This window comes from Sporosarcina ureae (assembly GCF_002082015.1).
GTDB classification, from domain to species: Bacteria; Bacillota; Bacilli; order Bacillales_A; family Planococcaceae; genus Sporosarcina; species Sporosarcina ureae_A.
Genome location: NZ_CP015109.1, coordinates 1218605 through 1240615 on the forward strand (window position 1 = coordinate 1218605; position 22011 = coordinate 1240615).

Annotated in this window: 25 protein-coding genes; 14 read left to right on the forward strand and 11 right to left on the reverse strand. The window is 40.3% G+C overall.

What is annotated here, in order from left to right; genetic code table 11:
• Window positions 1-15 precede the first annotated feature (15 nt).
• Together SporoP17a_RS06080 and SporoP17a_RS06085 are read right to left on the reverse strand one after the other, a co-directional pair.
• A complete protein-coding gene (locus tag SporoP17a_RS06080; RefSeq protein ID WP_083033604.1) occupies window positions 16-966 on the reverse strand; it encodes a YihY/virulence factor BrkB family protein in 951 nt (316 codons plus the stop codon).
• A gap of 35 nt (window positions 967-1001) precedes the next feature.
• On the reverse strand, window positions 1002-1442 hold the full coding sequence (locus SporoP17a_RS06085) for a hypothetical protein (RefSeq protein WP_083033607.1): 441 nt from the start codon (window positions 1440-1442) through the stop codon (window positions 1002-1004).
• 223 nt (window positions 1443-1665) lie between these two features.
• Between SporoP17a_RS06085 and SporoP17a_RS06090 the strand changes: the two genes are divergently transcribed.
• Both SporoP17a_RS06090 and SporoP17a_RS06095 read left to right on the forward strand, forming a co-directional pair.
• The gene (locus tag SporoP17a_RS06090; protein WP_083033608.1) at window positions 1666-3021 is read left to right on the forward strand and encodes an alanine/glycine:cation symporter family protein; all 1356 of its coding nucleotides are present in this window, start codon (window positions 1666-1668) and stop codon (window positions 3019-3021) included.
• A 74-nt stretch (window positions 3022-3095) separates the two neighbouring features.
• Window positions 3096-3317 (forward strand): DUF1128 domain-containing protein, encoded by a 222-nt coding sequence (locus SporoP17a_RS06095; RefSeq protein WP_083033610.1) that lies wholly within the window; start codon window positions 3096-3098, stop codon window positions 3315-3317.
• Window positions 3318-3345: 28 nt separating this feature from the next.
• Here SporoP17a_RS06095 and motB read toward each other — a convergent pair whose 3' ends face one another.
• Window positions 3346-4113, reverse strand: coding sequence for a flagellar motor protein MotB (gene motB / locus SporoP17a_RS06100; protein ID WP_083033618.1), 768 nt, complete (start codon window positions 4111-4113; stop codon window positions 3346-3348).
• On the reverse strand, window positions 4097-4906 hold the full coding sequence (gene motA / locus SporoP17a_RS06105; RefSeq protein WP_083033620.1) for a flagellar motor stator protein MotA: 810 nt from the start codon (window positions 4904-4906) through the stop codon (window positions 4097-4099). The genes motB and motA overlap by 17 nt, the downstream gene beginning before the upstream one ends.
• A 185-nt stretch (window positions 4907-5091) precedes the next feature.
• On the opposite strand from motA, the gene SporoP17a_RS06110 reads away from it, so the two are divergent.
• The 4 genes from SporoP17a_RS06110 to SporoP17a_RS06120 all read left to right on the forward strand — a co-directional run bounded on the left by SporoP17a_RS06110 (window position 5092) and on the right by SporoP17a_RS06120 (window position 7932).
• Window positions 5092-6324 carry an aminopeptidase gene (locus SporoP17a_RS06110; protein WP_083033622.1) on the forward strand — a complete coding sequence of 411 codons (1233 nt, stop codon included), beginning with the start codon at window positions 5092-5094 and terminating at the stop codon, window positions 6322-6324.
• A 107-nt stretch (window positions 6325-6431) separates the two neighbouring features.
• Window positions 6432-6572 (forward strand): hypothetical protein, encoded by a 141-nt coding sequence (locus SporoP17a_RS16870; protein ID WP_167693389.1) that lies wholly within the window; start codon window positions 6432-6434, stop codon window positions 6570-6572.
• Between the two features lie 108 nt (window positions 6573-6680).
• A complete protein-coding gene (locus SporoP17a_RS06115) occupies window positions 6681-7259 on the forward strand; it encodes a beta-class carbonic anhydrase (protein WP_083033624.1) in 579 nt (192 codons plus the stop codon).
• A gap of 94 nt (window positions 7260-7353) precedes the next feature.
• Window positions 7354-7932 (forward strand): hypothetical protein, encoded by a 579-nt coding sequence (locus tag SporoP17a_RS06120; RefSeq protein ID WP_156890532.1) that lies wholly within the window; start codon window positions 7354-7356, stop codon window positions 7930-7932.
• 84 nt (window positions 7933-8016) lie between these two features.
• Here SporoP17a_RS06120 and SporoP17a_RS06125 read toward each other — a convergent pair whose 3' ends face one another.
• The gene (locus SporoP17a_RS06125; protein ID WP_083033628.1) at window positions 8017-8562 is read right to left on the reverse strand and encodes a GNAT family N-acetyltransferase; all 546 of its coding nucleotides are present in this window, start codon (window positions 8560-8562) and stop codon (window positions 8017-8019) included.
• A 231-nt stretch (window positions 8563-8793) separates the two neighbouring features.
• Here SporoP17a_RS06125 and SporoP17a_RS06130 point away from each other — a divergent pair, with 231 nt between their 5' ends.
• The 3 genes from SporoP17a_RS06130 to map all read left to right on the forward strand — a co-directional run bounded on the left by SporoP17a_RS06130 (window position 8794) and on the right by map (window position 10817).
• Entirely contained in the window at window positions 8794-9531 is a 738-nt protein-coding gene (locus tag SporoP17a_RS06130) for a hypothetical protein (RefSeq protein ID WP_083033631.1), read from the forward strand.
• Between the two features lie 101 nt (window positions 9532-9632).
• Window positions 9633-9974: a magnetosome magnetite crystal formation protein family gene (locus SporoP17a_RS06135; RefSeq protein ID WP_083033634.1), complete on the forward strand. Its 342-nt coding sequence runs from the start codon at window positions 9633-9635 to the stop codon at window positions 9972-9974.
• 93 nt (window positions 9975-10067) lie between these two features.
• Window positions 10068-10817: a type I methionyl aminopeptidase gene (gene map, locus SporoP17a_RS06140; protein ID WP_083033637.1), complete on the forward strand. Its 750-nt coding sequence runs from the start codon at window positions 10068-10070 to the stop codon at window positions 10815-10817.
• Between the two features lie 170 nt (window positions 10818-10987).
• Here the strand turns inward: map and SporoP17a_RS06145 are convergent, their stop codons facing one another.
• Together SporoP17a_RS06145 and SporoP17a_RS06150 are read right to left on the reverse strand one after the other, a co-directional pair.
• Window positions 10988-12169: a DEAD/DEAH box helicase gene (locus SporoP17a_RS06145; RefSeq protein WP_083033639.1), complete on the reverse strand. Its 1182-nt coding sequence runs from the start codon at window positions 12167-12169 to the stop codon at window positions 10988-10990.
• Window positions 12170-12207: 38 nt separating this feature from the next.
• Entirely contained in the window at window positions 12208-13251 is a 1044-nt protein-coding gene (locus tag SporoP17a_RS06150; protein ID WP_083033641.1) for a lipid II:glycine glycyltransferase FemX, read from the reverse strand.
• Window positions 13252-13533: 282 nt separating this feature from the next.
• Here SporoP17a_RS06150 and SporoP17a_RS06155 point away from each other — a divergent pair, with 282 nt between their 5' ends.
• The gene (locus tag SporoP17a_RS06155; RefSeq protein WP_237262394.1) at window positions 13534-15267 is read left to right on the forward strand and encodes a methyl-accepting chemotaxis protein; all 1734 of its coding nucleotides are present in this window, start codon (window positions 13534-13536) and stop codon (window positions 15265-15267) included.
• A 49-nt stretch (window positions 15268-15316) separates the two neighbouring features.
• Here SporoP17a_RS06155 and SporoP17a_RS06160 read toward each other — a convergent pair whose 3' ends face one another.
• From SporoP17a_RS06160 to SporoP17a_RS06170, 3 genes are all read right to left on the reverse strand, one after another.
• Complete coding sequence (locus SporoP17a_RS06160) at window positions 15317-16531, reverse strand: carboxylate--amine ligase (protein WP_083033645.1); 1215 nt, start codon at window positions 16529-16531, stop codon at window positions 15317-15319.
• A gap of 75 nt (window positions 16532-16606) precedes the next feature.
• A complete protein-coding gene (locus SporoP17a_RS06165; protein WP_083033646.1) occupies window positions 16607-17308 on the reverse strand; it encodes an RluA family pseudouridine synthase in 702 nt (233 codons plus the stop codon).
• The gene (locus tag SporoP17a_RS06170; RefSeq protein WP_083033648.1) at window positions 17305-17772 is read right to left on the reverse strand and encodes a low molecular weight protein-tyrosine-phosphatase; all 468 of its coding nucleotides are present in this window, start codon (window positions 17770-17772) and stop codon (window positions 17305-17307) included. The genes SporoP17a_RS06165 and SporoP17a_RS06170 overlap by 4 nt, the downstream gene beginning before the upstream one ends.
• Window positions 17773-17991: 219 nt before the next feature.
• On the opposite strand from SporoP17a_RS06170, the gene SporoP17a_RS06175 reads away from it, so the two are divergent.
• Window positions 17992-18366, forward strand: coding sequence for an SLAP domain-containing protein (locus tag SporoP17a_RS06175; RefSeq protein WP_083033649.1), 375 nt, complete (start codon window positions 17992-17994; stop codon window positions 18364-18366).
• Between the two features lie 44 nt (window positions 18367-18410).
• Here SporoP17a_RS06175 and SporoP17a_RS06180 read toward each other — a convergent pair whose 3' ends face one another.
• Window positions 18411-19127, reverse strand: a complete 717-nt coding sequence (locus SporoP17a_RS06180; protein WP_083033651.1) for a YebC/PmpR family DNA-binding transcriptional regulator — start codon at window positions 19125-19127, stop codon at window positions 18411-18413.
• 354 nt (window positions 19128-19481) lie between these two features.
• Between SporoP17a_RS06180 and SporoP17a_RS06185 the strand changes: the two genes are divergently transcribed.
• The 3 genes from SporoP17a_RS06185 (at window position 19482) to cysC (ending at window position 22007) form a co-directional block, all read left to right on the forward strand.
• Complete coding sequence (locus SporoP17a_RS06185) at window positions 19482-20189, forward strand: phosphoadenylyl-sulfate reductase (RefSeq protein ID WP_083033653.1); 708 nt, start codon at window positions 19482-19484, stop codon at window positions 20187-20189.
• A gap of 67 nt (window positions 20190-20256) precedes the next feature.
• Complete coding sequence (gene sat, locus SporoP17a_RS06190) at window positions 20257-21399, forward strand: sulfate adenylyltransferase (protein WP_083033655.1); 1143 nt, start codon at window positions 20257-20259, stop codon at window positions 21397-21399.
• Between the two features lie 11 nt (window positions 21400-21410).
• Window positions 21411-22007 carry an adenylyl-sulfate kinase gene (gene cysC, locus SporoP17a_RS06195; RefSeq protein WP_083033657.1) on the forward strand — a complete coding sequence of 199 codons (597 nt, stop codon included), beginning with the start codon at window positions 21411-21413 and terminating at the stop codon, window positions 22005-22007.
• Window positions 22008-22011: the final 4 nt, after the last annotated feature.

Here is a 22011-nt window from a genome sequence, read left to right on the forward strand (position 1 = left end):
TCTTCACTTTTTTATTTATATAGTTTGTTGTGCATGGTCTTGACGATTTTTCACGACTGAATTGATCGTACCTCCCAGTATCAAAATGATAGCTGATAAGTATAACCACAAGATTAATACGATTATTCCAGCGATACTGCCATACGTATTGGCATAACTTCCAAAATTACTAATATAGAACGAGAAGCCTAGCGACGTAATAATCCATCCTATTGTCGCAAAGATCGCACCAGGAAGTATTTCTTTAAAATGCAACTTCACACTTGGTACAAGCCAATACAGTAAAGAGAATACCGTAAAGATCAAGAATGGTGGAATGAGGAATCGAACTAAATTCCATACAGTCAGGAACGTCTCTTCCAATCCTAAGAACGTAAAAATCACTTGACCAATTGGTTGACCAAATATCGGTAGTACTAACGCGACGATTACCGTCAACACTAACATAATAGTAAATGCGATCGACAATCCTTTAGAAACGAAAAAGTTCCTGTCATCTTCCACTTCATACGCGTCATTCAAGCCTTTTGATACTGCTCCCATACCTTTAGACGCAGACCAGATGGTAGCCAAGATTCCGACTGACAGTAATCCTCCACTTTTATTATCTAGTACTTCAGAAAGTGTCCCTTCAATTAGAGAAGCTGTACTCTCTGGTGCATACTCGCGGATAAACATGTAGATTTGGCTTTGATCTAACTGTAAGTAAGGTAGTAATGTAAAAAGGAAGATTAATAGAGGGAATAATGACAACAGGAAAAAGAACGCTAACTGCGAACCAGCTGCTGAAATATCCAATTCTTTCACCCGGATAATCAATTGTTTGAAAAAGCCGCTCGTAGTAGTTGGATCAAAATCCTCTTCTTCTCCGTCTTTTACATCCTTAATGAATTCTTTAACTTTTGCCGTTTGAGACTCTTCTTCATTTTCAGCATCTGAAGAAGGGGCACTTTTTTGTTTATCCAACTGATGTGTCCCCCTTTCATTTACTGATTCTACCTTTATTTTTTCTCTAGTGGTATCACGTTTTTTTTTTGGATCATCGGAGGCAATGAAGCATCTCCATCTGTTGAAACAGAAGATGCAGCTGTAGAATCATCCTCGATGATGTGCTCATACTCTGATTTGGAATCAGCGATTGCTTCTTTTGTGTCCGCAAACATTTCTTTCACTTGCGGAGTCAGTGTCTTGATTTCATCGACCTGTGATTTGATGTAATTTACATCACCTTTCACTTGATCAACAAGAGTTTGTACTTTTTCTTTTTTCTGTTGGAATTCATTTTTTATAATATCCGGATTTTCTTTGTAATATAATACTTTTTCATACGATGTTCTTGCTGTAGTCATCGTATGCTGTCTGGTTGCTCGGTCCAACATACTCACTGCAGCTCCAAGTAGTGCGCCGCCTAATACATATCTTCCAAATTTACTAGAACCCATACATTTTTCGCCTCCTTGTTCACGTTTACTTCTCACTTCATTATACCCACATTGCAACTTACCAAACAATCTTTGTTTCACTTTATTCAAAAAAGGCTTGACGAATCGTTCTATTTTTTAGATTATTAACAATAACATGTTAATAACAGAATCTACTGAAAGGAGCTGATTCTCGAAATCTCGGAAACGAATATACACATCTAAGAGAAATTGGGGGGATGAAATGGATAAGATCGAGAATTTCTTGACTACTGCGTCCGATTTAATATGGGGACCACCGTTGCTCATTTTATTAATTGGTACCGGAATTTACTTAACACTACGCTTAACATTTATTCAATTACGATTACTGCCCTATTCACTGAAACAAGTATTTACACGGAAACATGATAAAAAAGTAGACGGTGACATTTCCCAATTCCAAGCTCTAATGACCGCGATGGCCGCCACGGTCGGTGTTGGTAATATCGTCGGAGTTGCATCTGCTGTTGTAGCGGGTGGACCTGGTGCAATTTTCTGGATGTGGCTAGCCGGATTCTTCGGTATGGCAACAAAGTACAGTGAGGCAATCTTGGCTGTTAAGTATCGTGTCAAAGATTCCAACGGCTTAATGGCTGGCGGACCTATGTACTACCTCGAACATGGCCTGAAGCAAAAATGGCTCGGTGTACTATTTGCGATATTCGGTGCTTTGGCTGCGTTTGGAATTGGTAATGGAACACAATCTAAAGCAGTAGCAGACGTAATGAAAAGCACATTTGAAGTGCCCCACTATATTACGGGAATTGCATTAGTATTATTCGGTGCACTCGTTATACTCGGAGGTATTAAGTCAATTGGTCGTGTAACGGCATTTTTCGTACCCATCATGGCGTTATTCTATTTCATTGCCGGAGCCATCGTTATGATCTTAAATATCGAACAAGTTCCAGCAGCATTTGGTCTTATCTTTACGGATGCATTCACAGGCCAGGCAGTTGCCGGTGGTGCAATCGGTACAGTTATCCGATTCGGTGTTGCACGCGGACTCTTCTCTAACGAAGCGGGTCTCGGTTCTGCTCCAATCGCTGCAGCAGCTGCACGTACGGATTTGCCCGGGCGTCAGGCACTTGTTTCAATGACACAAGTATTATTCGATACGTTAATCATCTGTTCAATTACAGGTGTTACGATTGTAATGAGTAATAAATGGCAGGATCAATCAATTGATGCAGGTACCCTAACAGCTGAAGCGTTCGGTTCTTTCCTTGGTAGTGTCGGACCGATTTTAGTATCAATTGGACTTGTATTCTTTGCTACATCTACCATTTTAGGTTGGAGTTATTACGGTGAGAAGTGTTTCCAATACCTCTTCCCTAATCGTGTAGCAGTCCTTACCTATCGAATTATATTCGTAGCATTCATCTTTGTAGGGGCTACTGCATCACTAGATCTTGTATGGATTTTAGCAGATGTATTAAATGGCTTAATGGCGATTCCAAACTTAATTGGATTGCTCGGCTTGTCCGGTGTGGTCATTTTGGAAACCAGACGTTTTAAGAAGAAAATTGACGAAGAACGTGAAGAGTCTCGTAAGTAACGTCTCAAAGTACAGTTGACAGCCTTCTGCTTTCATGAAATGATAGTTTTCATTAGAGGAAAGGCGGTAAGAATATGGATTTATCTACAAAATCACCTGAGAATGTTTCCTACATGATTGAAAAGATTAAAGAAAAACTACGCATGGTAAATGTGGATGCGATGAAACCTGAAAATTTCAGTACAGAACAGTACGAAGATTTGTACTATATGTACGAAATGGTCATGAAACGCGACAACATCACACCGAATGAAATGCAAGCAATCGCTTCAGAACTTGGTTCTATGCGCAATTAAAAAAGCGACTCCACGTGGAGTCGCTTTTTTATTGCGTGGTGACCGGTGTGCCATCTTTTAAAACAAGTGGTTGAATCAGTACTTCTACTCTTCGATTTTTACTGCGATTTTCTATTGTATCATTCGGAACGATCGGCTTATACTCTCCATACCCTTTCGCACTGAATAGATTGGGATCAACTTCATTGTCTGCCACAATGATTTTCAAAAACTCTACCGCACGCATAACACTTAATTCCCAGTTCGATGAATATTGGGCATTGTTAATCGGTATATCGTCTGTATGACCTGTGATGACTACTTGGCGAGGTCTATCTAGTGTCAAAAGACGGGAAATATCATTCGCCAGTCTTTTGTACTCAGGATTGATTGTTGCTTCTCCCGATTTAAACAATACACTGTCCCGAATCGTCAGTAATAAGCCTTCACTTGTCATTTCAGTATCAAACTGATTTTCTAATTCATTTACAGCAATATACTCGTCCAGATCATCCTGGGTTTCTCCCAGGGATTGCTGATCTTCTACATAGGAGGAGTTTTCATCTTGCTCCCCTACCGAATCATCTGGAACAGGGGTAGTGGTTGGCGCGCTTTCACTCATAATTCCACTCCCACTTTCAAATATTTCACTGAATACTTTAGAGACTTCTGCAAATCGCCCTTCGTCTACTGAACTCGTAGCAAATAATACGATGAATAATGCTAGTAATAGTGTCAGTAGATCGGCGTAAGGTAATAACCAGGACTCATTAATATGTTCTATTTCGTGTTTCTTTTTCTTACGCTTCTTCGCCAACTTTACCAGCTCCTTCGCCGCCATCAATAGCTAGCTTCTTCCGGTCTTCTACAGAAAGATAAGATGCCAATTTTTGTTCGATAACACGTGGTGCTTCCCCTTCCAATACGGAGAGTATGCCTTCAATCACCATGGTTCTTTGTCGAACTTCCTCTTTAGACTTACGTACGAGTTTATTGGAGAACGGATGCCATAAAACGTACCCTGTGAAAATCCCAAGCAATGTTGCAATAAATGCCGCAGAAATTGCATGACCTAACGCATCAATATTATTCATATCTTTTAGTGCTGCAATCAGTCCTACAACAGCTCCGAGAACCCCCAGCGTAGGGGCGTATGTACCAGCTTGTGAAAAGATTAAAGCTCCGACTGAATGACGCTCTTGCATCGCCTCAATTTCCTCACTTAATACATCCCGAATATAATCGGCATTCTGTCCGTCAATTGCCAAGCTCAATCCGTTTTTCAAAAATGGATCATTAATTTCATCTGTTTTTGCCTCCAATGCAAGCAATCCTTCTCGACGAGCAATATCAGCCCAAGAAGAGAATAGACGAATTAATTCCGCATCTGATGCAAGTTTTTGCTGTGTGAAAATAATTTTGAATAATTTAGGTATCTTTTTTAATTCACTCATCGGAAAAGCAATGACAACAGCGGCAATCGTTCCTGCTATGATGATTAGGATCGCAGCCGGGTTAAGTAACGCGTCGGGTGTTACTCCTTTTAGCGTCATTCCAATAAGGAGAGCTGCAAATCCTAATACTAAACCTACAATTGTGGACAAATCCATGTATAAAGCCTCCAAATACTACATTCTACTTATTATTTCGGTTATTTTATGACGTTGTTTAGGGAAAACCGCCGACTATTCTGAAGGAGCTGAGAGTATTTCATCCTATTTTGATTGCATTATCGTTGCGAACTGCGATCTGTACTTGTTAGAATTGTCACAACACGTAAAAAGGAGATGTCATGATGAATCAATTTCAAGATCAGCTTTCCAATTATGCTGACTTAGCTGTAAAAGTGGGTGTAAATATTCAACAGGATCAATATCTATTCATCAGCGCTTCTACTGAAAATACTTTATTTGTTCGACTAATTGTTGAAAAAGCTTATGAAGCAGGGGCACGACAAGTGTTCGTAGACTGGGTAGACGATGTTGTTACACGTCTGCGTTATGAAAAGGCGCCAGCCGATTCGTTTTCCGAGTTCCCCACATGGAAACAGATGGAACGTGAACAGCTAGCTGAAAAAGGCGCTGCTTTCATGTCAATCGTATCGCAAGATCCAGACTTATTAAATGGTATCGAGTCTAGCAGAATACGCGATAATCAAAAAGCTTCCAGCACTGCCCTCAACAAGTTCCGCCAAGCTATGCAGGCAGATAAGTTCAGCTGGACAGTCATTGCTGCACCTTCGATAGCATGGGCGGCTAAAATCTTCCCTGAACTATCTACAGAGGAACAAGTACCCGCTCTATGGGATTCTATATTACGTGCTGTAAGAGCTGATTTGCCAGATCCAGTGCAATCATGGAAAGAGCATAATGAAAACTTGCATGAAAAAGTAGAGTATTTGAATAGTAAACATTATCGCAAACTTCATTATACAGCTCCAGGCACTGACCTAACAATAGAATTACCGGAAAAGCACTTATGGTGCGGGGCTGGTAGTGTTAATCAGGCCGGGCACGAGTTCATGGCCAATATGCCGACTGAAGAAGTCTTTACGGCACCGCTAAAAACAGGAGTGAATGGCTCTGTTACTAGCACTAAACCACTTAGCTATGCGGGAACGATCATTGATGACTTCACGATTCAGTTTAAAGAAGGTAAAATTACAAACGTTACAGCTACCCAAGGCGAGGAAATACTGAAACAACTTGTCGATACTGATGAAGGCTCACAATTCCTTGGCGAAGTGGCACTAGTGCCGCACGACTCACCTATTTCTAATTCAAATGTGTTATTCTACAATACATTATTTGATGAAAATGCTTCGAATCACTTGGCAATTGGAAGCGCCTATGCATTTTGTCTAGATGGCGGGAAAGAAATGGATACAGAACAACTACAAGCGAATGGATTGAATCAAAGCTTAACACACGTCGACTTTATGATTGGATCTGAAAAGATGGATATTGATGGAATTCTCGATGATGGGACAGTAGAGCCTGTCTTCCGTAATGGCAACTGGGCATTCTAAAATCCGTCACTTTTGCCCCAAAGTTTACAGTAGCCCTTAATTTTTCACTGAAAATCGTGTATAATGGTGATGAGGACATAATACATTTCAGAAAGAGGGGCTTTCAAATGGCTTTAATGTATACAACAGTGATCGGTTACATGGTTGTTCTTGGACTTGCATCCTTGTTTACGATGCACTTCTTATCCGGATCAATGGATTCAAACGACTCCAATACTATTGATCCAAAACCAGAAGGCAGAAACTAATTTGCTTCTATTCCAGACTTAGTGGATATAGATTTCATGATTAGAGTTGCCTAAAAAGGCAACTCTTTTCTTTTACATACTATAAACAGTACGGAGGAGATTATAACAATGACATCACTATCCGAAATTATGAATTATAACAAAACGTTTGTGGAAGAAAAAAAGTATGAAGAGTTTGCTACTACGAAGTTTCCTAATAAACGAATTGTCATCCTTACATGTATGGATACAAGATTAATCGAGCTCCTCCCTAAAGCAATGAACTTAAAAAACGGTGATGCAAAAATTATTAAAAGTGCTGGCGCCATTATCACGTCTCCTTTTGGCGGTTTGATGCGCAGTATATTAGTTGCCGTTTATGAATTACAAGCAGATGAAGTATACGTGATCGGCCATCATGATTGTGGCATGAGCTCTATCAACACTGAACACATTATAGGAAATATGATTGAGCGTGGCGTAAACCCGGACATGTTCAAAACATTGAAGTACTCAGGTATCGATATGGAGAAGTGGTTGCACGGTTTCAGCGATGTAACAGAAAGCGTGAAAAAGAGTGTGGATGCAATCCGTAACCACCCACTCATCCCAACTGACGTAAATGTACACGGTCTTGTTGTCGACCCTACAAACGGTAAGCTGGACATTATTGAAGATGGATACAAAGCACAAGAAGTATCTCTGTAAAAATATATCGTTGAAAAACCGGCCTCTTCACTGCTTGAAGAGGCCGGTTTTTTTGTGTTTTTGTGAGGGTTTGGGGCGTGGGGTGTGGCTTAGCGTGCGGCTAGAGAGTATAGAAGAGCGGTTGCGTGTCGACTATGAGCGCTTAGATCGCGTGTATGAGCGGTTACTAGATGATATAGAGCGGATACTTCGCGCGTTAGAGCGGTACGGTATGAACTATGAGCGCCTACACGAAACTATGAGCGGCGACCACCCGGTGGCTACCGCTACTCTACCTCAGAATGAATGGCCTGGCGTGCGGCTAGAGAGTATAGAGCGGTTGCGTGCCGACTATGAGCGCTTAGATCGGGTGTATGAGCGGATGCTAGATGATATAGAGCGGATACTTCGCGCGTTAGAGCGGTTCGGTATGAACTATGAGCGCTTACACGAAACTATGAGCGGCAATCGGGTGCCCACTGCTACTCCACTTCAGAATGAATGGCCTGACGTGCGGCTAGAGAGTATAGAGCGGTTGCGTGTCGACTATGAGCGGTTGGATCGGGTGTATGAGCGGTTACTAGATGATATAGAGCGGATACTTCGCGCGTTAGAGCGGTTCGGTATGAACTATGAGCGACTACACGAAACTATGAGCGGCAACCACCGGGTGTCCACCGCTACCCCACCTTAAAAACTGCAAAAAAACCGACACCTTCTATTCGAAGAGCCGGTTTTTCCATATAGTGATCCACTTTTCCAAAAAGGTCTTACCCTTTCAATAATCCTCTTCTACAATGGCATACATATAATGATCTTCCCATACGCCATTAATAAATAATAATTGGCGCAATAATCCTTCACGCCGAAACCGCGCTTTTTCCAATACTTTGACCGAACCAACATTACGAGGGGATACATATGCTTCCACCCTGTGTAGATTCACTTTTTCAAACGCAAATTGATTAATGAGTGCGACCGCTTCTGTGCCGATTCCTCTTCCTGTTTGCCGCTGATCAATGGAATACCCCACAAAACCACTGGAAAACGGTAACCGTTTAATGCTATACAATGAAATCTGGCCGATGATCAAACTTGTTTCCGAATCAAAAATACCGAAATTATACTCCCGTCGATCACGCATTTGATAGAGGGATTCTCGAATTTTATCCCGCTGCATTGCTACTGTGTAATACGTATTATCGTGCCGTGGTTCAAATTCCGTCCAATACTCCTTATTCGCAATAAGCAGCTGGGTGAACTGATACGCATCATCTTCTGTGAGTATCCGTAGGTAGCATTGCTCCCCTTCGAGTAAAATCATTTTTCCTCATCCTTTTCGAAGCATTCTGTTCTAACCTTCTACTTTGTTCAATTGATCCAAATGAAACGGAAATTCAGTACCAGTTACCTGAATTCAATAGTTCTTATTATAGTTTTTTTACATGTACAAGACAATAGAACGCCACAATTTCTCATTTGTAAAGGAAAATTCATACTTTTTCCCTCCACGGTTCTGGAATCTCTGTATACTGTTGTTCAGGAGGATTTTATCATGCTAAGAATTATTTTGATGGCACTTTCGTTGCTCATCATGATTGGAACTCATATCGCTGCCAATTTAATCCCACTTAATGGACTAACTACTTGGGAGATTGCTAATCGAGTGCCGGTTCTATTCATGCCTGCAGAGTACGTCTTTTCAATTTGGATAGTGCTAGATCTATTACTTGTCAGTTGGTTATACTTATTTTTCAAAACATCAGATAGTCTCTCTTCATTCGTTGCTAACTTACGTGCAGTTACATTCTCAATCAGCTGCTTCTTTAATATTGCATGGCTTTTATTGTGGCATTATAGTTATTATTACTGGGCTATTGTTAGCGTAATCGCCCTATTAATTTGTTTACTAGTTCTGTATTTCAGTTATCCAAAAATAGACGAAACGAATCGGGAACGACTTCCGATTTCAGCTTATATGGCATGGATTTTCATCGCAGTCATCGCAAATTCTAACTATGCTTTCAAATTCCATGATTGGACAGGATGGGGTTTGAGTGATCCACTATGGACAGTCCTTTTCTTAACTTTAACAGCAGCGATCGCTTTACATTTTATGTATCATTACCGTGACTCTATGTTTAATTTAATCATTATTTGGTCTTTCATCGGTATCGCCATAAAAAATGGAACCGATGAGCTATTTGTTTCAACAGCCGCTTTATTTCTTTCCGCAGTAATCGGTTTTATACTAGTAATGGGCCAGCGTTTTTCAAAGCCCAAACAATTATAACACGGTGCCAATGGGGCAACCGTGTTTTTTTCATGATAATACCGTAAACTCGGGTATAGGTTAGAGTATGGACTATCATGCTAGAGAGTGGAGGTTACGCTATGTCAAATTCAAAATTATTGTCTTCGCTTAGTTATTTCAGTGTCTTTTTCGCCCCCCTTCTATTGCCGATCATCATTTATTTCGTTGCGGATGAATTCGAAGTTCGCCGTCATGCCAAAAAGGCACTCGTTTCACATGTCGTTCCTATGGCATTACTGATTGCTGGTTTCATCATCATGTCCTTTTCGATATTTTCTTTTAACGTTGATACCATCACTAATACAAATAACAATATGATGTTCTGGGGATTCGTTCCTATACTATTCATCATTTTATATGGTTTGTTGTTTGTAAGCGTCCTAATTTGGAATGTCTATCAAGGTGTAAAAGTCTTGAAATAAGGAATGGAAGAACAAGCGAATCATTAAAAAAACATCAATAAAGTATGATATAGTAGAATTGAATAAATTGTACGGAAGAAAGGACTTGTAAACATGATTGTAAAAAATGATGAACAATTAGAGGGGTTACGGGCAATTGGTAAAATTGTTGCAGAAATTCGTGAAACGTTGAAAGGTGCTACGGTACCTGGCATCACAACGAAAGAACTTGATGATATGGCCGGTCGCCTATTTGCTGAAAAAGGTGCTGTTTCTGCTCCTATCGACCAGTATGACTTCCCTGGCTATACATGTATCAGTGTCAACCATCAGGTAGCGCACGGCATTCCAGGAAGCTACAAGATCCAAGACGGTGATCTTGTGAATATAGATGTTTCTGGGTCAGCCGGCGGCTACTTTGCAGACACGGGTATTTCATTTGTAGCAGGTACACCTGACGAGCAAAAGCAGAAGTTATGCGACGTAGCAAAGTCTGCCTTGGATCGCGCGTTATTGAAAGTAAAAGCTGGTTCTAGTTTGAATCAAATCGGTAAAGCAGTAGAGCGTGAAGCGAAAGATCACGGCTTGCATGTGATCAAAAATTTAACTGGCCACGGAATTGGTACATCTCTTCACGAAGATCCTCAGCATGTTCTGAATTATTATGACCCTTGGGATAAAACGTTATTAAAGGACGGTATGGTTCTTGCGGTAGAACCGTTCATTTCGCATGCGGCTGAGCACGTAATCGAGTTAGATGACGGTTGGACATTTGTTACGCCTGACAAGTCACTCGTTGCGCAGATAGAGCATACGATTGTCGTGACGAAGGGGCAGCCTATTATTTTAACTCAGCTTGATTAATGAAATGATGTGAATGAGTGTGTGCGGATGTTTCCGTGCATGCTCATTTTTTTGCTACGGAATTTTGGAGTAATTTCCTACTAATCGAAAGAAAAAACTGAAGACTTGCCCCCTAATACGAGGGTAGTCTTCAGTTTTTGCGTATCGTCGTTTGAGTGATACGTTTTTTATTATTTCTTTTTCTTAACTTTCGGTTTGGATTTCTTTGGCGCCGCTTTTTTCAAATCGTCAACTGTTTTGGAGTTTCCTTCGATCAGTTGTCCATTGTACCAAACTTTTTGGACAGTTTTGAAGCCTTTGGAAACTTTACGGTAGTCGCGTTCTTCTGGATAGGATAGAAGTGTCAGGACTTCTCCGTCTGCTCCGGCGCGGCCTGTTCTTCCTGATCTATGCACATATTGTTCCGCTGTGTGCGGTACGTCGACATGGATGACGTGTGTTAGTCCTTCAATATCCAATCCTCGTGCTGCTAAGTCTGTAGCGATGAGGATCCGAATAGTGCCTTTTCTGAAGTCTTCCAACGTTTTCTGGCGGTCGAGTTTTTTCATGTCAGAATAAAGGACTGCAATCGGCGCATCGTTGTAGAGTAGTTTCAGCTCTTTCATGCGCAATTGATCCACATTATTCATGAATGTTAGTGCTCGCACGCCTGATAATGCGGAAATGCCTCGCAATATATCCGTCTTTTTACGTTCATCTACTTTTACGTATGAATGAATCACTTGACCGCTATTCGGAATTTCATCTGAATTGACTTGCAACCGAATCGGATCATTCATCAATTGTTTAGCCACGAGTTCGATTTCATCCGTAATTGTGGCTGACACAACCGCTAACTGACGTTCAGGGTTTGCTGCTTCAATCAAACTTTTTACCAATACGCGATATTCACGAGACAGAAGTTGATCCGCTTCGTCTATGACCAAGTATTGAATATCATACATTTTCAACTTTCTTTCTCTTACTAGTTCATTTAATCTTCCTGGTGTACCGACAACAATTGTCGGTTTCTTTTTCAGTTTTTCGACCTGGCGTTGCATGTTTGCGCCGCCAATCAACTGAGTCACTGTTACAGAAGTTCCTTCAACCAACTCACGGATCACATTGACAATCTGCATGGATAGCTCTTGTGATGGCGTGATGATTAACGCCTGTGTCTTCGGTAGGTTCCCGTCGACCATTTGGATTACAGGTAACGTATACGCTAGTGTCTTACCTGTTCCTGTTGGTGATTCAGCTACTATATCTTTGCCTGACAACATCTCGGGTATCATTTGAGACTGAATGGGCATAGGCTGCTTAAATTTCCATTTTGTGCGCAAAGATTCATTCAGCTCGTCTAAAAAATTCATTCGGTTCACTCTTTTCTATAGTTGAGGACTTCAACCGGTTATTTTTTTTGAAGCTTCTTTTTCAACTTCTGAATTTTAGGCACTACTTTCACAAACATGTTATAAATGAATGGCTTATACACTTTATCGATTTCACCGATAAATTCTGTCACACCGTCTACTTGACAAAAACTGTTTTTAAAATTATATAATCCATCTTGCTCACTGTCGAGTACGAATACTCCACCAAGATCATACTGTTCCGCACCGATTTCCAGTCCCCACTTCATCATTTCATAGTTCATTAGGTAACTGGGATTCAAGTTACGCTTCGTATTGGAACTACCTGCGTATAAGTAATACAATTTTCCGTTATAGTTAATAGTTACAGCGCCGGCTAAGTAATCGTCTTCGTGCTTAGCTATATAAATGCGTAAATCATCGAATGCTTCTCGCATTTTGACGAAATAATCATATGAACGAATAGAGATTTGGTTCCGAACAGACATTTCTTCATGGATTTCAAAGAATTTCTTTAAATATTCATCACTGCGTGAATAAGATATCTCTACACCTTTACGTGCCGAGCTTCGGATTTTACTTCGCGTTCTGCTACGGAATTTGAGCATTAAAGAATCTTCATCCTCGTCCGTCAATTTAACAATCATATTGTAGCGAGGCTGGATTAACTCTTCTTTACCCGCGCCTTCGTTGCGTACTATGTAACCTGCATCACGATATAACTTGTCCAATTCATCTGTATACAGCTGTTCAGGATCCATTTTTAATGCAAAGGCTTTATGTTTTTTCACTAGTACTTCTGCCTCTTTAATCAATTCTTCAACCAGCTTCTGATCATGTAAATCGCAAATAGGTCCACGTGGTGCATATAGTAATGAAAAACCGCCTGGTACCTTTCGTATCAATAAGGACATAGCGGCTACAATTTCTCCATCACGTTCTACATATACTTGCTCATTGCCCCAATCATCTTTTACATGTGCCCAATTGGGATCTTGTGTAATCGAACGAAACGGAGAATTTCTCATAAACGTTTCATATCTTTTAACATCTTTTGCATTGCTTTTATCTAAAATCGGCACTGCTCGAACACTCCTTACATTACTATAGCTCCATACAATATCCGTTTTTACTTTTTGAAAATCTTAAAGAACCGTACAGCCACAGCTCTATTAAGTGTAGCCTACTGCATTTTTCAAGTCAAGAATCGAAGGGTACACAGCTGCCATTTAACAACGAAGCTAGAAATTTAAGTAATAAATTACTAGTAAATGAGACAATCTATTCCGTTATTAATCAGAATAGCCTATACTGTAATAAGGGATAAAGGTTTCACATAAAAGATGCAAAAGGGGGATTACATATTGAAAGGTTCAGTACGCAACAAGTTGATAGCGCTTGCAGCTCTAGTTATTTTAATACCACTACTCGCTGTAGGAATCGTCAATTATTTTGTAGCGAAGCAAGAGCTGGAGAAAGTCGGGGAGATGGGATTACAGAACGGGACGTATGCTGTCCTAGATTTAATCGATGAGCTCAATGTCCAAGTAGAGAACGGCACAATTAGTTTAGAAGACGCACAAGAACGAGCTAAAGACAAAATTATGGGTCCTATGGCTGCTGACGGTACTAGACCTTTAGACAATCCAGCAAAATACGGAGAGAACTTTTACTTCTATGTAGTGGATCAGGAAGGTACTTTGCTTGTACACCCGCAGAAAGAAGGAGAAAGCCTCTATGAAACCAAAACAAAAGATGGTCGTTACTTCATTCGTGAAGTAATCTCAGAAGCTAAAAACGGAGGCGGTTATGTACAGTATGACTGGCCGCTGCCAAGCAACTTGAATGTAGAAGCACCAAAAATTACTTACGGCTTAGAAGATCCTAATTGGGGATGGATCGTAGTAGCTGGAACCTACTTAGTAGACTTTAATGCTGGAGCCAAACATGTTTTATGGTACACATTAATTTCTATTATTATTTCTATTATTGTAGGGGTTACACTATTCTCTATTTTCTCAGGGCGTTTGACATCATACATTAAGAATATCCGCCTCATTACAGCTGAAATAGCACAAGGTAAACTGTCAGGTGAAGATATTCCGATCCGTTCACGTGATGAGCTCGGCCACTTAGCTGAAAATGTGAATACGATGAAAAATAATCTAAATGAGATGGTCGGTCGGACAAGACTTTCTTCAGATCGTATGAGAACATCTTCCGAAACACTTAGCGCGATTACAGAAGAAGCAACTGCATCGGCTGACGAAATCCACAGCGCGATTACTGAAGTATCTTCAGGTGCGGTATTGCAATCTGAGGAAGCAGATGTTGCTATCACAAAAGTTGGGCAATTATCTACGCTGATTTCCAACGCATCAGCACAATATGAACATGTCGTGGCGGAGATGCACAGCATGAATGATCTACAAAATTCAGGTATGCAAAAAGCCGAAACATTAGAGGAAAACTCTACTAACTTCCACATCGTAATCAACGATTTGCAAGGTAATTTCTCACAACTCGTATCCAGAATGAATGAGATCCAAGCCATCGTTCAAACGATTTCATCGATCTCAGAACAAACGAATTTATTGGCATTAAACGCTAGTATTGAAGCCGCTCGCGCAGGTGAACACGGAAAAGGATTCGCTGTAGTAGCAAATGAAGTACGTCAATTATCTGAAGACACAAACGAGGCAACTACGAGAGTTCGCGACCTACTAGTGCATATCCGAAAAGATACGACGTCTGCTGAAAATCAAATGAAACACACATTAGATTTGACGAGTAATCAAGAAGGCACGATTATAGATACAAAAAATGCTTTTGAACAATTATCCGATTCCATCCTCAACATCACATCCCTGTTGAAAACTATGGAAAGTGATATGAGTAGCATGGACGAAAATCGACAACATGTCGTTCAGGCAATTGATCAAATTGCAGCAGTCGCAACTGAATCAGCGGCAGCTACAGAACAAGTCAATGCATCTATCGATGAACAAAAAGCTGCCATCAACACGATTATGCATGCTTCTCTCGACCTTCACACAGAAGCCGAAAATATGCATGACCTAGTAGACCGATTCAGCTAAATACTGAAGTAAAGTTAAAAAATCCCTGCAAATGCGCAGGGATTTTTTCTTATTCGACAGCATTTTTATATTTCTTGTAGTAGTTAATTTGACGCATCAGTAAATACAATTTACGCTTCATATGCTTATCTTTATTATAAAATAAAGGATTACCATACTTTCCTGCTTTGATCAAAGATCGAATCTCTTTTTCCATAGGTGGATTATCGACAAACTTTTTCAATACTGCTTTTGGTACGACAGTAAATAAGAAATGGTCATCTAAATAGGTTAACGGCTTTTCCTTCCCGTATACTAAGTCATCGACCAAGTATTTCGCCATATTCTCACCGCACTGCGTAATGTAATAACTTGAACGTCCTTGACGAATATTCACTTCAAACGCTTTAAATTTCCCATCGCGCTCATCGTATTTCAAGTCGAAGTTTCCGTATCCAACGTAACCAATCGCTTCTAGGAACTTCGCAAGCTTCGTCATGATCTCTTCATTATAACGCGTAATCAATGCAGTGTAGTTTCCAATTGCCGTCATGGCACGTTCTTGTAGTACCACTTGTGCTAATGTGATTAACTGTGCTTTACCGTGCTGATCAGCATAATATACAGCATCCCACATATACGTATCGTCGCCAGGGATGAAATCCTGAATGATCAGATCTTCCGTATACCCACTAGCTTTTACCATCTGGATAATACGGTTGATTTCTTCATATGTATCGACTTTATAAATCTTCTGCAAGCCTTCAAACGGATGGCGATAGTATTGCACCCCGTCGCTCGGCTTGATGATGACTGGAAACAGTACTTTTTCTGTAAATGGTTCATCAGATAAACACGAGTGAAAGTACGTGGAAGGTGTATCTATTCCGTGTTCTGCACATAATTCATAGAAATTTTTCTTAATATACACGGCATTCATAATTTCTTCATCGATATAATTGAACAGGAAATCTTCTTGTAAAGCTTCTCGCTGCTCAATAATTAGTCGGACATATAAGTCATCCGTTCCAACTAGAACTAGTTTTTGATCAGCAGTACGATATTTTTTGGCGATTTCACGTAAAAACTGGACGAATATTTCAGGATCATGCAAACCTGGATTCAATTCTTGGATATCTGTAATTGTACTATAACTTGTGAACGGCAATGGTTCTCTACCTACAATTACAGGCTTAATGTCGTACTCTTCATGAAATGAAATCGCCATATTATAGGCGTTAATATTAGTTCCGACAATAATCGGAATAAAAGAATGCTTACTCATAAATTCCTCCAACAGACGTTTTTCCATTTAGTGTAGTTGCACCGATTTCGTAAGTCAAGAATGGACCGTCCGTCACTAACCATATGTTTTATAAACTTGATCGTGCGTAGCATATAATTCCCAAGGATAAACTCGTGGTGCTTCTGAAGTAAATTGCATCTTTTCCTTTGTTGTTGGATGTTCGAATTCTAACGTGTGCGCCCATAATGCAATCTGTTCGCCACGCTTATTCATCGAATTCCCATATTTCTGATCACCATAAAGCGGGAATCCTTCTGTTGCCATTTGTACGCGAATTTGGTGTGATCGTCCTGTATGCAGACGTACACTTACTAAACTTTGATCAATTTTGCTATCGAGTACTTGATAATCCAAACTGGCCACCTTCCCTCCCGGATGATTTGGCTTCACACTGTACACTTGATTTTTTTGACGATTCTTGTATAAATAATGCTGAAGAGTAGATTGTTTTTTTCGTGGCACACCACGGAGAACTGCTAAGTATTTCCGTTCAATGATACCGCGACGAAGCTGATCGGATAGACGAGATGCCGCTTTAGAAGTTTTAGCAAATACCATCACACCGCCTACAGGACGATCAAGACGATGCACTAAGCCAAGGTAAACCTTCCCTGGCTTTTGATAACGTCTCTTAATATCTTGCTTTAAAATGGTCAATACGTCCAAGTCTCCGCTCTCATCTTCTTGCACCGGTATATTGACCGGCTTTTCAACGACTAAGAGATGGTTATCTTCATATATTACAGGAATCTTCATTCAATGGATGCCTCCTTTTTAATAAGCTCCAATAATGCTTGACAACCTTCGAGCACTAAGTCATATGTTTCTTGGAAATCGCCAGTGAAGTATGGATCGGGAACATCTTTTTGATGACTAGTCAAATCTAAAAAACGAATCACACGTTGATGATCATGATCACCAAATATGTTGTGAATGTTCCGGATGTTTTCCGCGTCCATCCCGATAATATAATCAAATTCCTCTGCATCTTTCACATTCAACTGACGACCCGCCATTCCAGCTGCAGAAACTTTAAATTCCGCTAGTTTGGACAGCGTTCCTTCATGAGGTGCTTTCCCTACATGCCAATCACTTGTTCCAGCAGAGTCCACTTCGATGCGATTCTCCAATCGTTCGTCATGAATCATCTTACGAAATACTCCTTCAGCCATAGGTGAGCGACAAATATTTCCGAGACAAACAAATAATACACGTATCATACGACTCTCTCCTTTTACTACTATATTTCTACTCCAGTATACATCATTAGATGACTTCCTTCATTCTATGTACAGTAATCGTGATATTTCTAGTGTTATGGAATACTTATAGTGCACAAGAGAAGTAAGTCGTAGTGAATATTTTTTATTATTCTATGATATAATAGGACTTAAATATCAAAACCAAGGGAATGATATAGGAAGAAGGAGGTCTAAACTATGCAAATTGTGTTTGATGCTACGTGGGAAGCTACTTTATCAGATCAACAAAAACAAGCTTTTATTCATCAATATGAAACTAAAAGATGTAAACAGGAAGAGTTTACAGCCACACCCATCCTGTTAAAACATAAACGCAATGGTGGATTAGTCGCTACTGTATTTTTACAAAATAATCGTGATGAAGTTTTATCTTTTCGGGAAGCTACAGTATGTGTAGTGAATGAGCAAGGAGTAACAGTAGCCGAGGAGACTTTTTCATTGACCCTCGACATTCCACCATATTCCGCAACTCCTTGGTCTTTCGTCTTTTTACCCACTCACGTAGATTTCATCGAAGAACCTACTGACGAATGGAAAGTCATCATAAAGTAATACAAAAAACAGCCGTTCCATTACATTATGGAACAGCTGTTTTTTTAAGCTAAATCAACATTATGATGAACTTGTTGTACATCTTCCAAATCATCGAGCGCTTCGACCATTTTTTCAAACTGCTCTTGGGCTTCTTCATCCAATGAAACCTCATTCTGAGCAATCATAGACAACTCAGCTACGGTAAAGTCTGTAACACCAGCTTGACGGAACGCTTCTTGTACTTCATGGAAATGGGAGGGATCTGCGTATACTACTACTTGCCCATCTTCCTCCTCGATATCGTTTACATCTACGTCTGCTTCCATCAATAACTCTAATACTTCATCTTCTGTTTTGCCTTCAATACCGATAATAGCGGCCGGATCAAACATGTAAGCAACAGAACCACTTACTCCCATGTTTCCTCCATTTTTACCGAAAGCGGCACGCACTTCAGAAACTGTCCGATTGACGTTATTTGTTAATGCGTCCACGATAACCATGGAGCCGTTCGGTCCGAATCCTTCATAACGAAGTTCATCAAAGTTTTCTTCACCGCCACCTTTTGCCTTTTCAATCGCACGGTCAATAATGGCTTTCGGTACGTTGTATGTTTTTGCGCGCTCGAGTACGAATTTCAGCGCTTGGTTGGATTCAGGACTGGGATCACCTGATTTTGCTGCTACATATATTTCACGGCCAAACTTTGCATAGATTCTACTTGTGTTCGCATCTTTAGACGCTTTTTTTTCTTTAATGTTATTCCATTTACGGCCCATTGGGTGCACACTCTTTCCTTTAGTTATAATGGCTTACTACTAATTAGTATACCAATTGCTTTTTGACATGAAAAGTAAAAAGTATATCGATGTGAGATAACTAGAATGAGAAAAGCATGAGGAGTCGTATTTCAAGCGCTTGGGAAATTGCCCTGGCGATTGACGACAGCTAGGAGCCAGGTGCCGGTGATACTGCCAGTTGTATCCTAGCCACGGCCTACCTCGCAGTTAGCTAACCAAAAAACTCTGTTATTTACGCATATAAAAGTTCAATCCCTACTATTCTAATTTGTATTGACTATTTTTAATTGTCTGTTAAACTGTTAATACTATTACAGTTAGCGGGGGGATGGAATGGTCACATTTAAATCGTGGAGTGATACACCAGTCTTACCAGAGTTTCCAGCGGACTCTGAAACAAAAGGAGCTTCTGAAGTATTGCAGTGGGCTTATGATCACTATGGAGAAAAGCTAGTCTATGCTTGTAGCTTTGGTATTGAAGGCATTGTACTGATCGAACTGATTTCACGCGTGAAGCCCGATGCCAAGATTGTTTTCTTAGACACCAATTATCATTTTAAAGAAACGTACGACACAATAGAAAAAGTAAAGAAACGTTATCCTCAGCTTAAAATCCATATACAACAACCCGGATTGACTATTGAAGAACAAACAAATCAATATGGTTTAGATCTATGGAAAACCAACCCGAATCAATGTTGTCATTTGCGAAAGATCCAACCGTTGGAAGAAGCCATTGCCCCTTCCACTGCTTGGATATCAGGATTACGTAGGGAACAATCTGAAATGAGAAAATCTACGGAATATCTAAATGTAGATAATCGTTTTGAAAAAATTAAAGTCTGTCCGCTTATTCATTGGACATGGAAAGATGTTTGGCGTTTCGCCCACACACATGAACTAGATTATAATATTCTTCATGATCAAGGATACCCGAGTATCGGGTGCGCAAACTGTACAAAACCAGCTTTTACTGAAGAAGATATGCGCTCTGGACGCTGGACCGGTAGCGGCAAAACAGAATGTGGACTGCATACGTAAATTTTTTTAATTTAAAACCTAGTATTTCTATATGTCTTATTAAAATGAAAAGGATAGGTGTTCAAAAATGACAATCATACAACCACATGGCGGCAAGTTAATTAATTTATACGATCCCACTCTCTCCATTAAAGGCTTGCATAAAACAGTTTCAATTGATGCAACGTCAGTAAGTGATTTGGAATTAATCGCAACGGGTGCATACAGCCCATTAACAGGTTTTTTAACTTCTAAAGACTACCATGCAGTCGTCAATAACATTCGGTTAGCAGATGGTACAATATGGAGTTTGCCAATTACGCTGCCCGTTAAAGACAGTTCAGCTTACTCCGTAGGCGATACGGTTCTACTCGATTATCAAGGCGAAATTTACGGTACACTTGAAATTACGGAGATCTTCGAACCTGATCAACAAATCGAAGCAGAAAAAGTTTATAAAACTACTGACCGTGCTCATCCAGGCGTTGCGAAGTTACTCGATCGCGGACATATCTACCTTGGTGGACCGATCAAATTAATAAGACGAATAGAACAGAGAGATTTCGCTGAATTTTATTTCGATCCTTCGGAAACTCGTCAAGCTTTTGATAATAATGGGTGGAAGACAATCGTCGGATTCCAAACGCGTAATCCCGTACACCGTGCCCATGAGTATATTCAAAAAACTGCACTTGAAACCGTCGATGCTCTTTTGCTCAATCCATTAGTTGGCGAAACAAAGTCTGATGATATCCCCGCTCATGTACGGATGGAGAGTTATCAAGTATTACTGCGTGACTACTATCCTGAGGACCGTGTGAAGTTAGCTGTCTTCCCTGCCGCCATGCGTTATGCAGGACCACGCGAAGCCATTTTCCATGCCCTTGTACGCAAAAATTATGGTTGTACTCACTTTATCGTCGGCCGTGACCATGCAGGTGTCGGAGATTATTACGGCACATACGAGGCGCAAGAAATTTTCTCGAACTTTACAGCAGAAGAAATTGGCATCACATTACTGTTCTTTGAACATAGCTTTTTCTGTAAAGCTTGTGGCAATATGGCAACACCTAAAACTTGCCCGCACTCTAGTCAAGATCATGTAATTCTTTCGGGAACTAAGGTACGTGCGATGTTAAAAAGCGGCATCTTGCCTCCGTCAGAATTCAGTCGTAAAGAAGTGGTTGATGTACTAATCAAAGGCTTACAAGAAAAAGAACTGGTGAAGTGAGGAGACACGATATGGCAAAGAACATTGTATGGCATGACCCGTTACTATCAAAAGAAGAACAACGTATAAAAAATAAACATCATAGCGCAGTACTTTACTTCACAGGCCTATCGGGTTCAGGTAAATCCACGATTGCTAATGCAGCTGCTCGTAGGTTACATGATCTTGGTGCGAACACCTATGTCCTTGATGGCGATAATGTCCGTCACGGCTTAAATAAAGACTTGGGCTTTTCAGATGAAGCTCGTAAAGAAAACATTCGTCGAATCGGTGAAGTTTCGAAATTATTCATTGATAGCGGTCAGCTTGTTTTCACTGCATTTATCTCTCCTTTCCGAGAAGATCGAGATAGTGTCAGACGTTTGGTAGAGAAGGATGAATTTGTTGAAGTATATATCAGCTGTCCTCTTGATGCTTGTGAAGAACGTGATCCGAAGGGTTTATATGAAAAGGCACGTGCTGGTGTCATTCCTGAATTTACCGGAATTTCATCACCTTATGAAGCACCAGTACAACCTGAACTCACATTAGAAACAGATCAATATACGGTGGAAGAATGTGTCGAGCAATTAATCGATTACTTACGTGATAAAAAATGGATTAATTAAGGAG

Excerpts from the sequence above, each read along its gene's own strand:
- SporoP17a_RS06110 (WP_083033622.1), top strand. The coding sequence starts at position 5,092 with ATGAATCAATTTCAAGATCAGCTTTCCAATTATGCTGACTTAGCTGTA.
- SporoP17a_RS06130 (WP_083033631.1), top strand. The coding sequence starts at position 8,794 with ATGCTAAGAATTATTTTGATGGCACTTTCGTTGCTCATCATGATTGGA.
- sat (WP_083033655.1), top strand. The coding sequence starts at position 20,257 with ATGACAATCATACAACCACATGGCGGCAAGTTAATTAATTTATACGAT.
- cysC (WP_083033657.1), top strand. The coding sequence starts at position 21,411 with ATGGCAAAGAACATTGTATGGCATGACCCGTTACTATCAAAAGAAGAA.
- SporoP17a_RS06085 (WP_083033607.1), bottom strand. The coding sequence starts at position 1,442 with ATGGGTTCTAGTAAATTTGGAAGATATGTATTAGGCGGCGCACTACTT.
- SporoP17a_RS06185 (WP_083033653.1), top strand. The coding sequence starts at position 19,482 with ATGGTCACATTTAAATCGTGGAGTGATACACCAGTCTTACCAGAGTTT.
- SporoP17a_RS06165 (WP_083033646.1), bottom strand. The coding sequence starts at position 17,308 with ATGAAGATTCCTGTAATATATGAAGATAACCATCTCTTAGTCGTTGAA.
- map (WP_083033637.1), top strand. The coding sequence starts at position 10,068 with ATGATTGTAAAAAATGATGAACAATTAGAGGGGTTACGGGCAATTGGT.
- SporoP17a_RS06160 (WP_083033645.1), bottom strand. The coding sequence starts at position 16,531 with ATGAGTAAGCATTCTTTTATTCCGATTATTGTCGGAACTAATATTAAC.
- motA (WP_083033620.1), bottom strand. The coding sequence starts at position 4,906 with ATGGATTTGTCCACAATTGTAGGTTTAGTATTAGGATTTGCAGCTCTC.
- SporoP17a_RS06180 (WP_083033651.1), bottom strand. The coding sequence starts at position 19,127 with ATGGGCCGTAAATGGAATAACATTAAAGAAAAAAAAGCGTCTAAAGAT.
- SporoP17a_RS06135 (WP_083033634.1), top strand. The coding sequence starts at position 9,633 with ATGTCAAATTCAAAATTATTGTCTTCGCTTAGTTATTTCAGTGTCTTT.
- SporoP17a_RS06125 (WP_083033628.1), bottom strand. The coding sequence starts at position 8,562 with ATGATTTTACTCGAAGGGGAGCAATGCTACCTACGGATACTCACAGAA.
- SporoP17a_RS06170 (WP_083033648.1), bottom strand. The coding sequence starts at position 17,772 with ATGATACGTGTATTATTTGTTTGTCTCGGAAATATTTGTCGCTCACCT.
- SporoP17a_RS06095 (WP_083033610.1), top strand. The coding sequence starts at position 3,096 with ATGGATTTATCTACAAAATCACCTGAGAATGTTTCCTACATGATTGAA.
- SporoP17a_RS06145 (WP_083033639.1), bottom strand. The coding sequence starts at position 12,169 with ATGAATTTTTTAGACGAGCTGAATGAATCTTTGCGCACAAAATGGAAA.
- SporoP17a_RS06115 (WP_083033624.1), top strand. The coding sequence starts at position 6,681 with ATGACATCACTATCCGAAATTATGAATTATAACAAAACGTTTGTGGAA.
- SporoP17a_RS16870 (WP_167693389.1), top strand. The coding sequence starts at position 6,432 with ATGGCTTTAATGTATACAACAGTGATCGGTTACATGGTTGTTCTTGGA.
- SporoP17a_RS06090 (WP_083033608.1), top strand. The coding sequence starts at position 1,666 with ATGGATAAGATCGAGAATTTCTTGACTACTGCGTCCGATTTAATATGG.
- SporoP17a_RS06175 (WP_083033649.1), top strand. The coding sequence starts at position 17,992 with ATGCAAATTGTGTTTGATGCTACGTGGGAAGCTACTTTATCAGATCAA.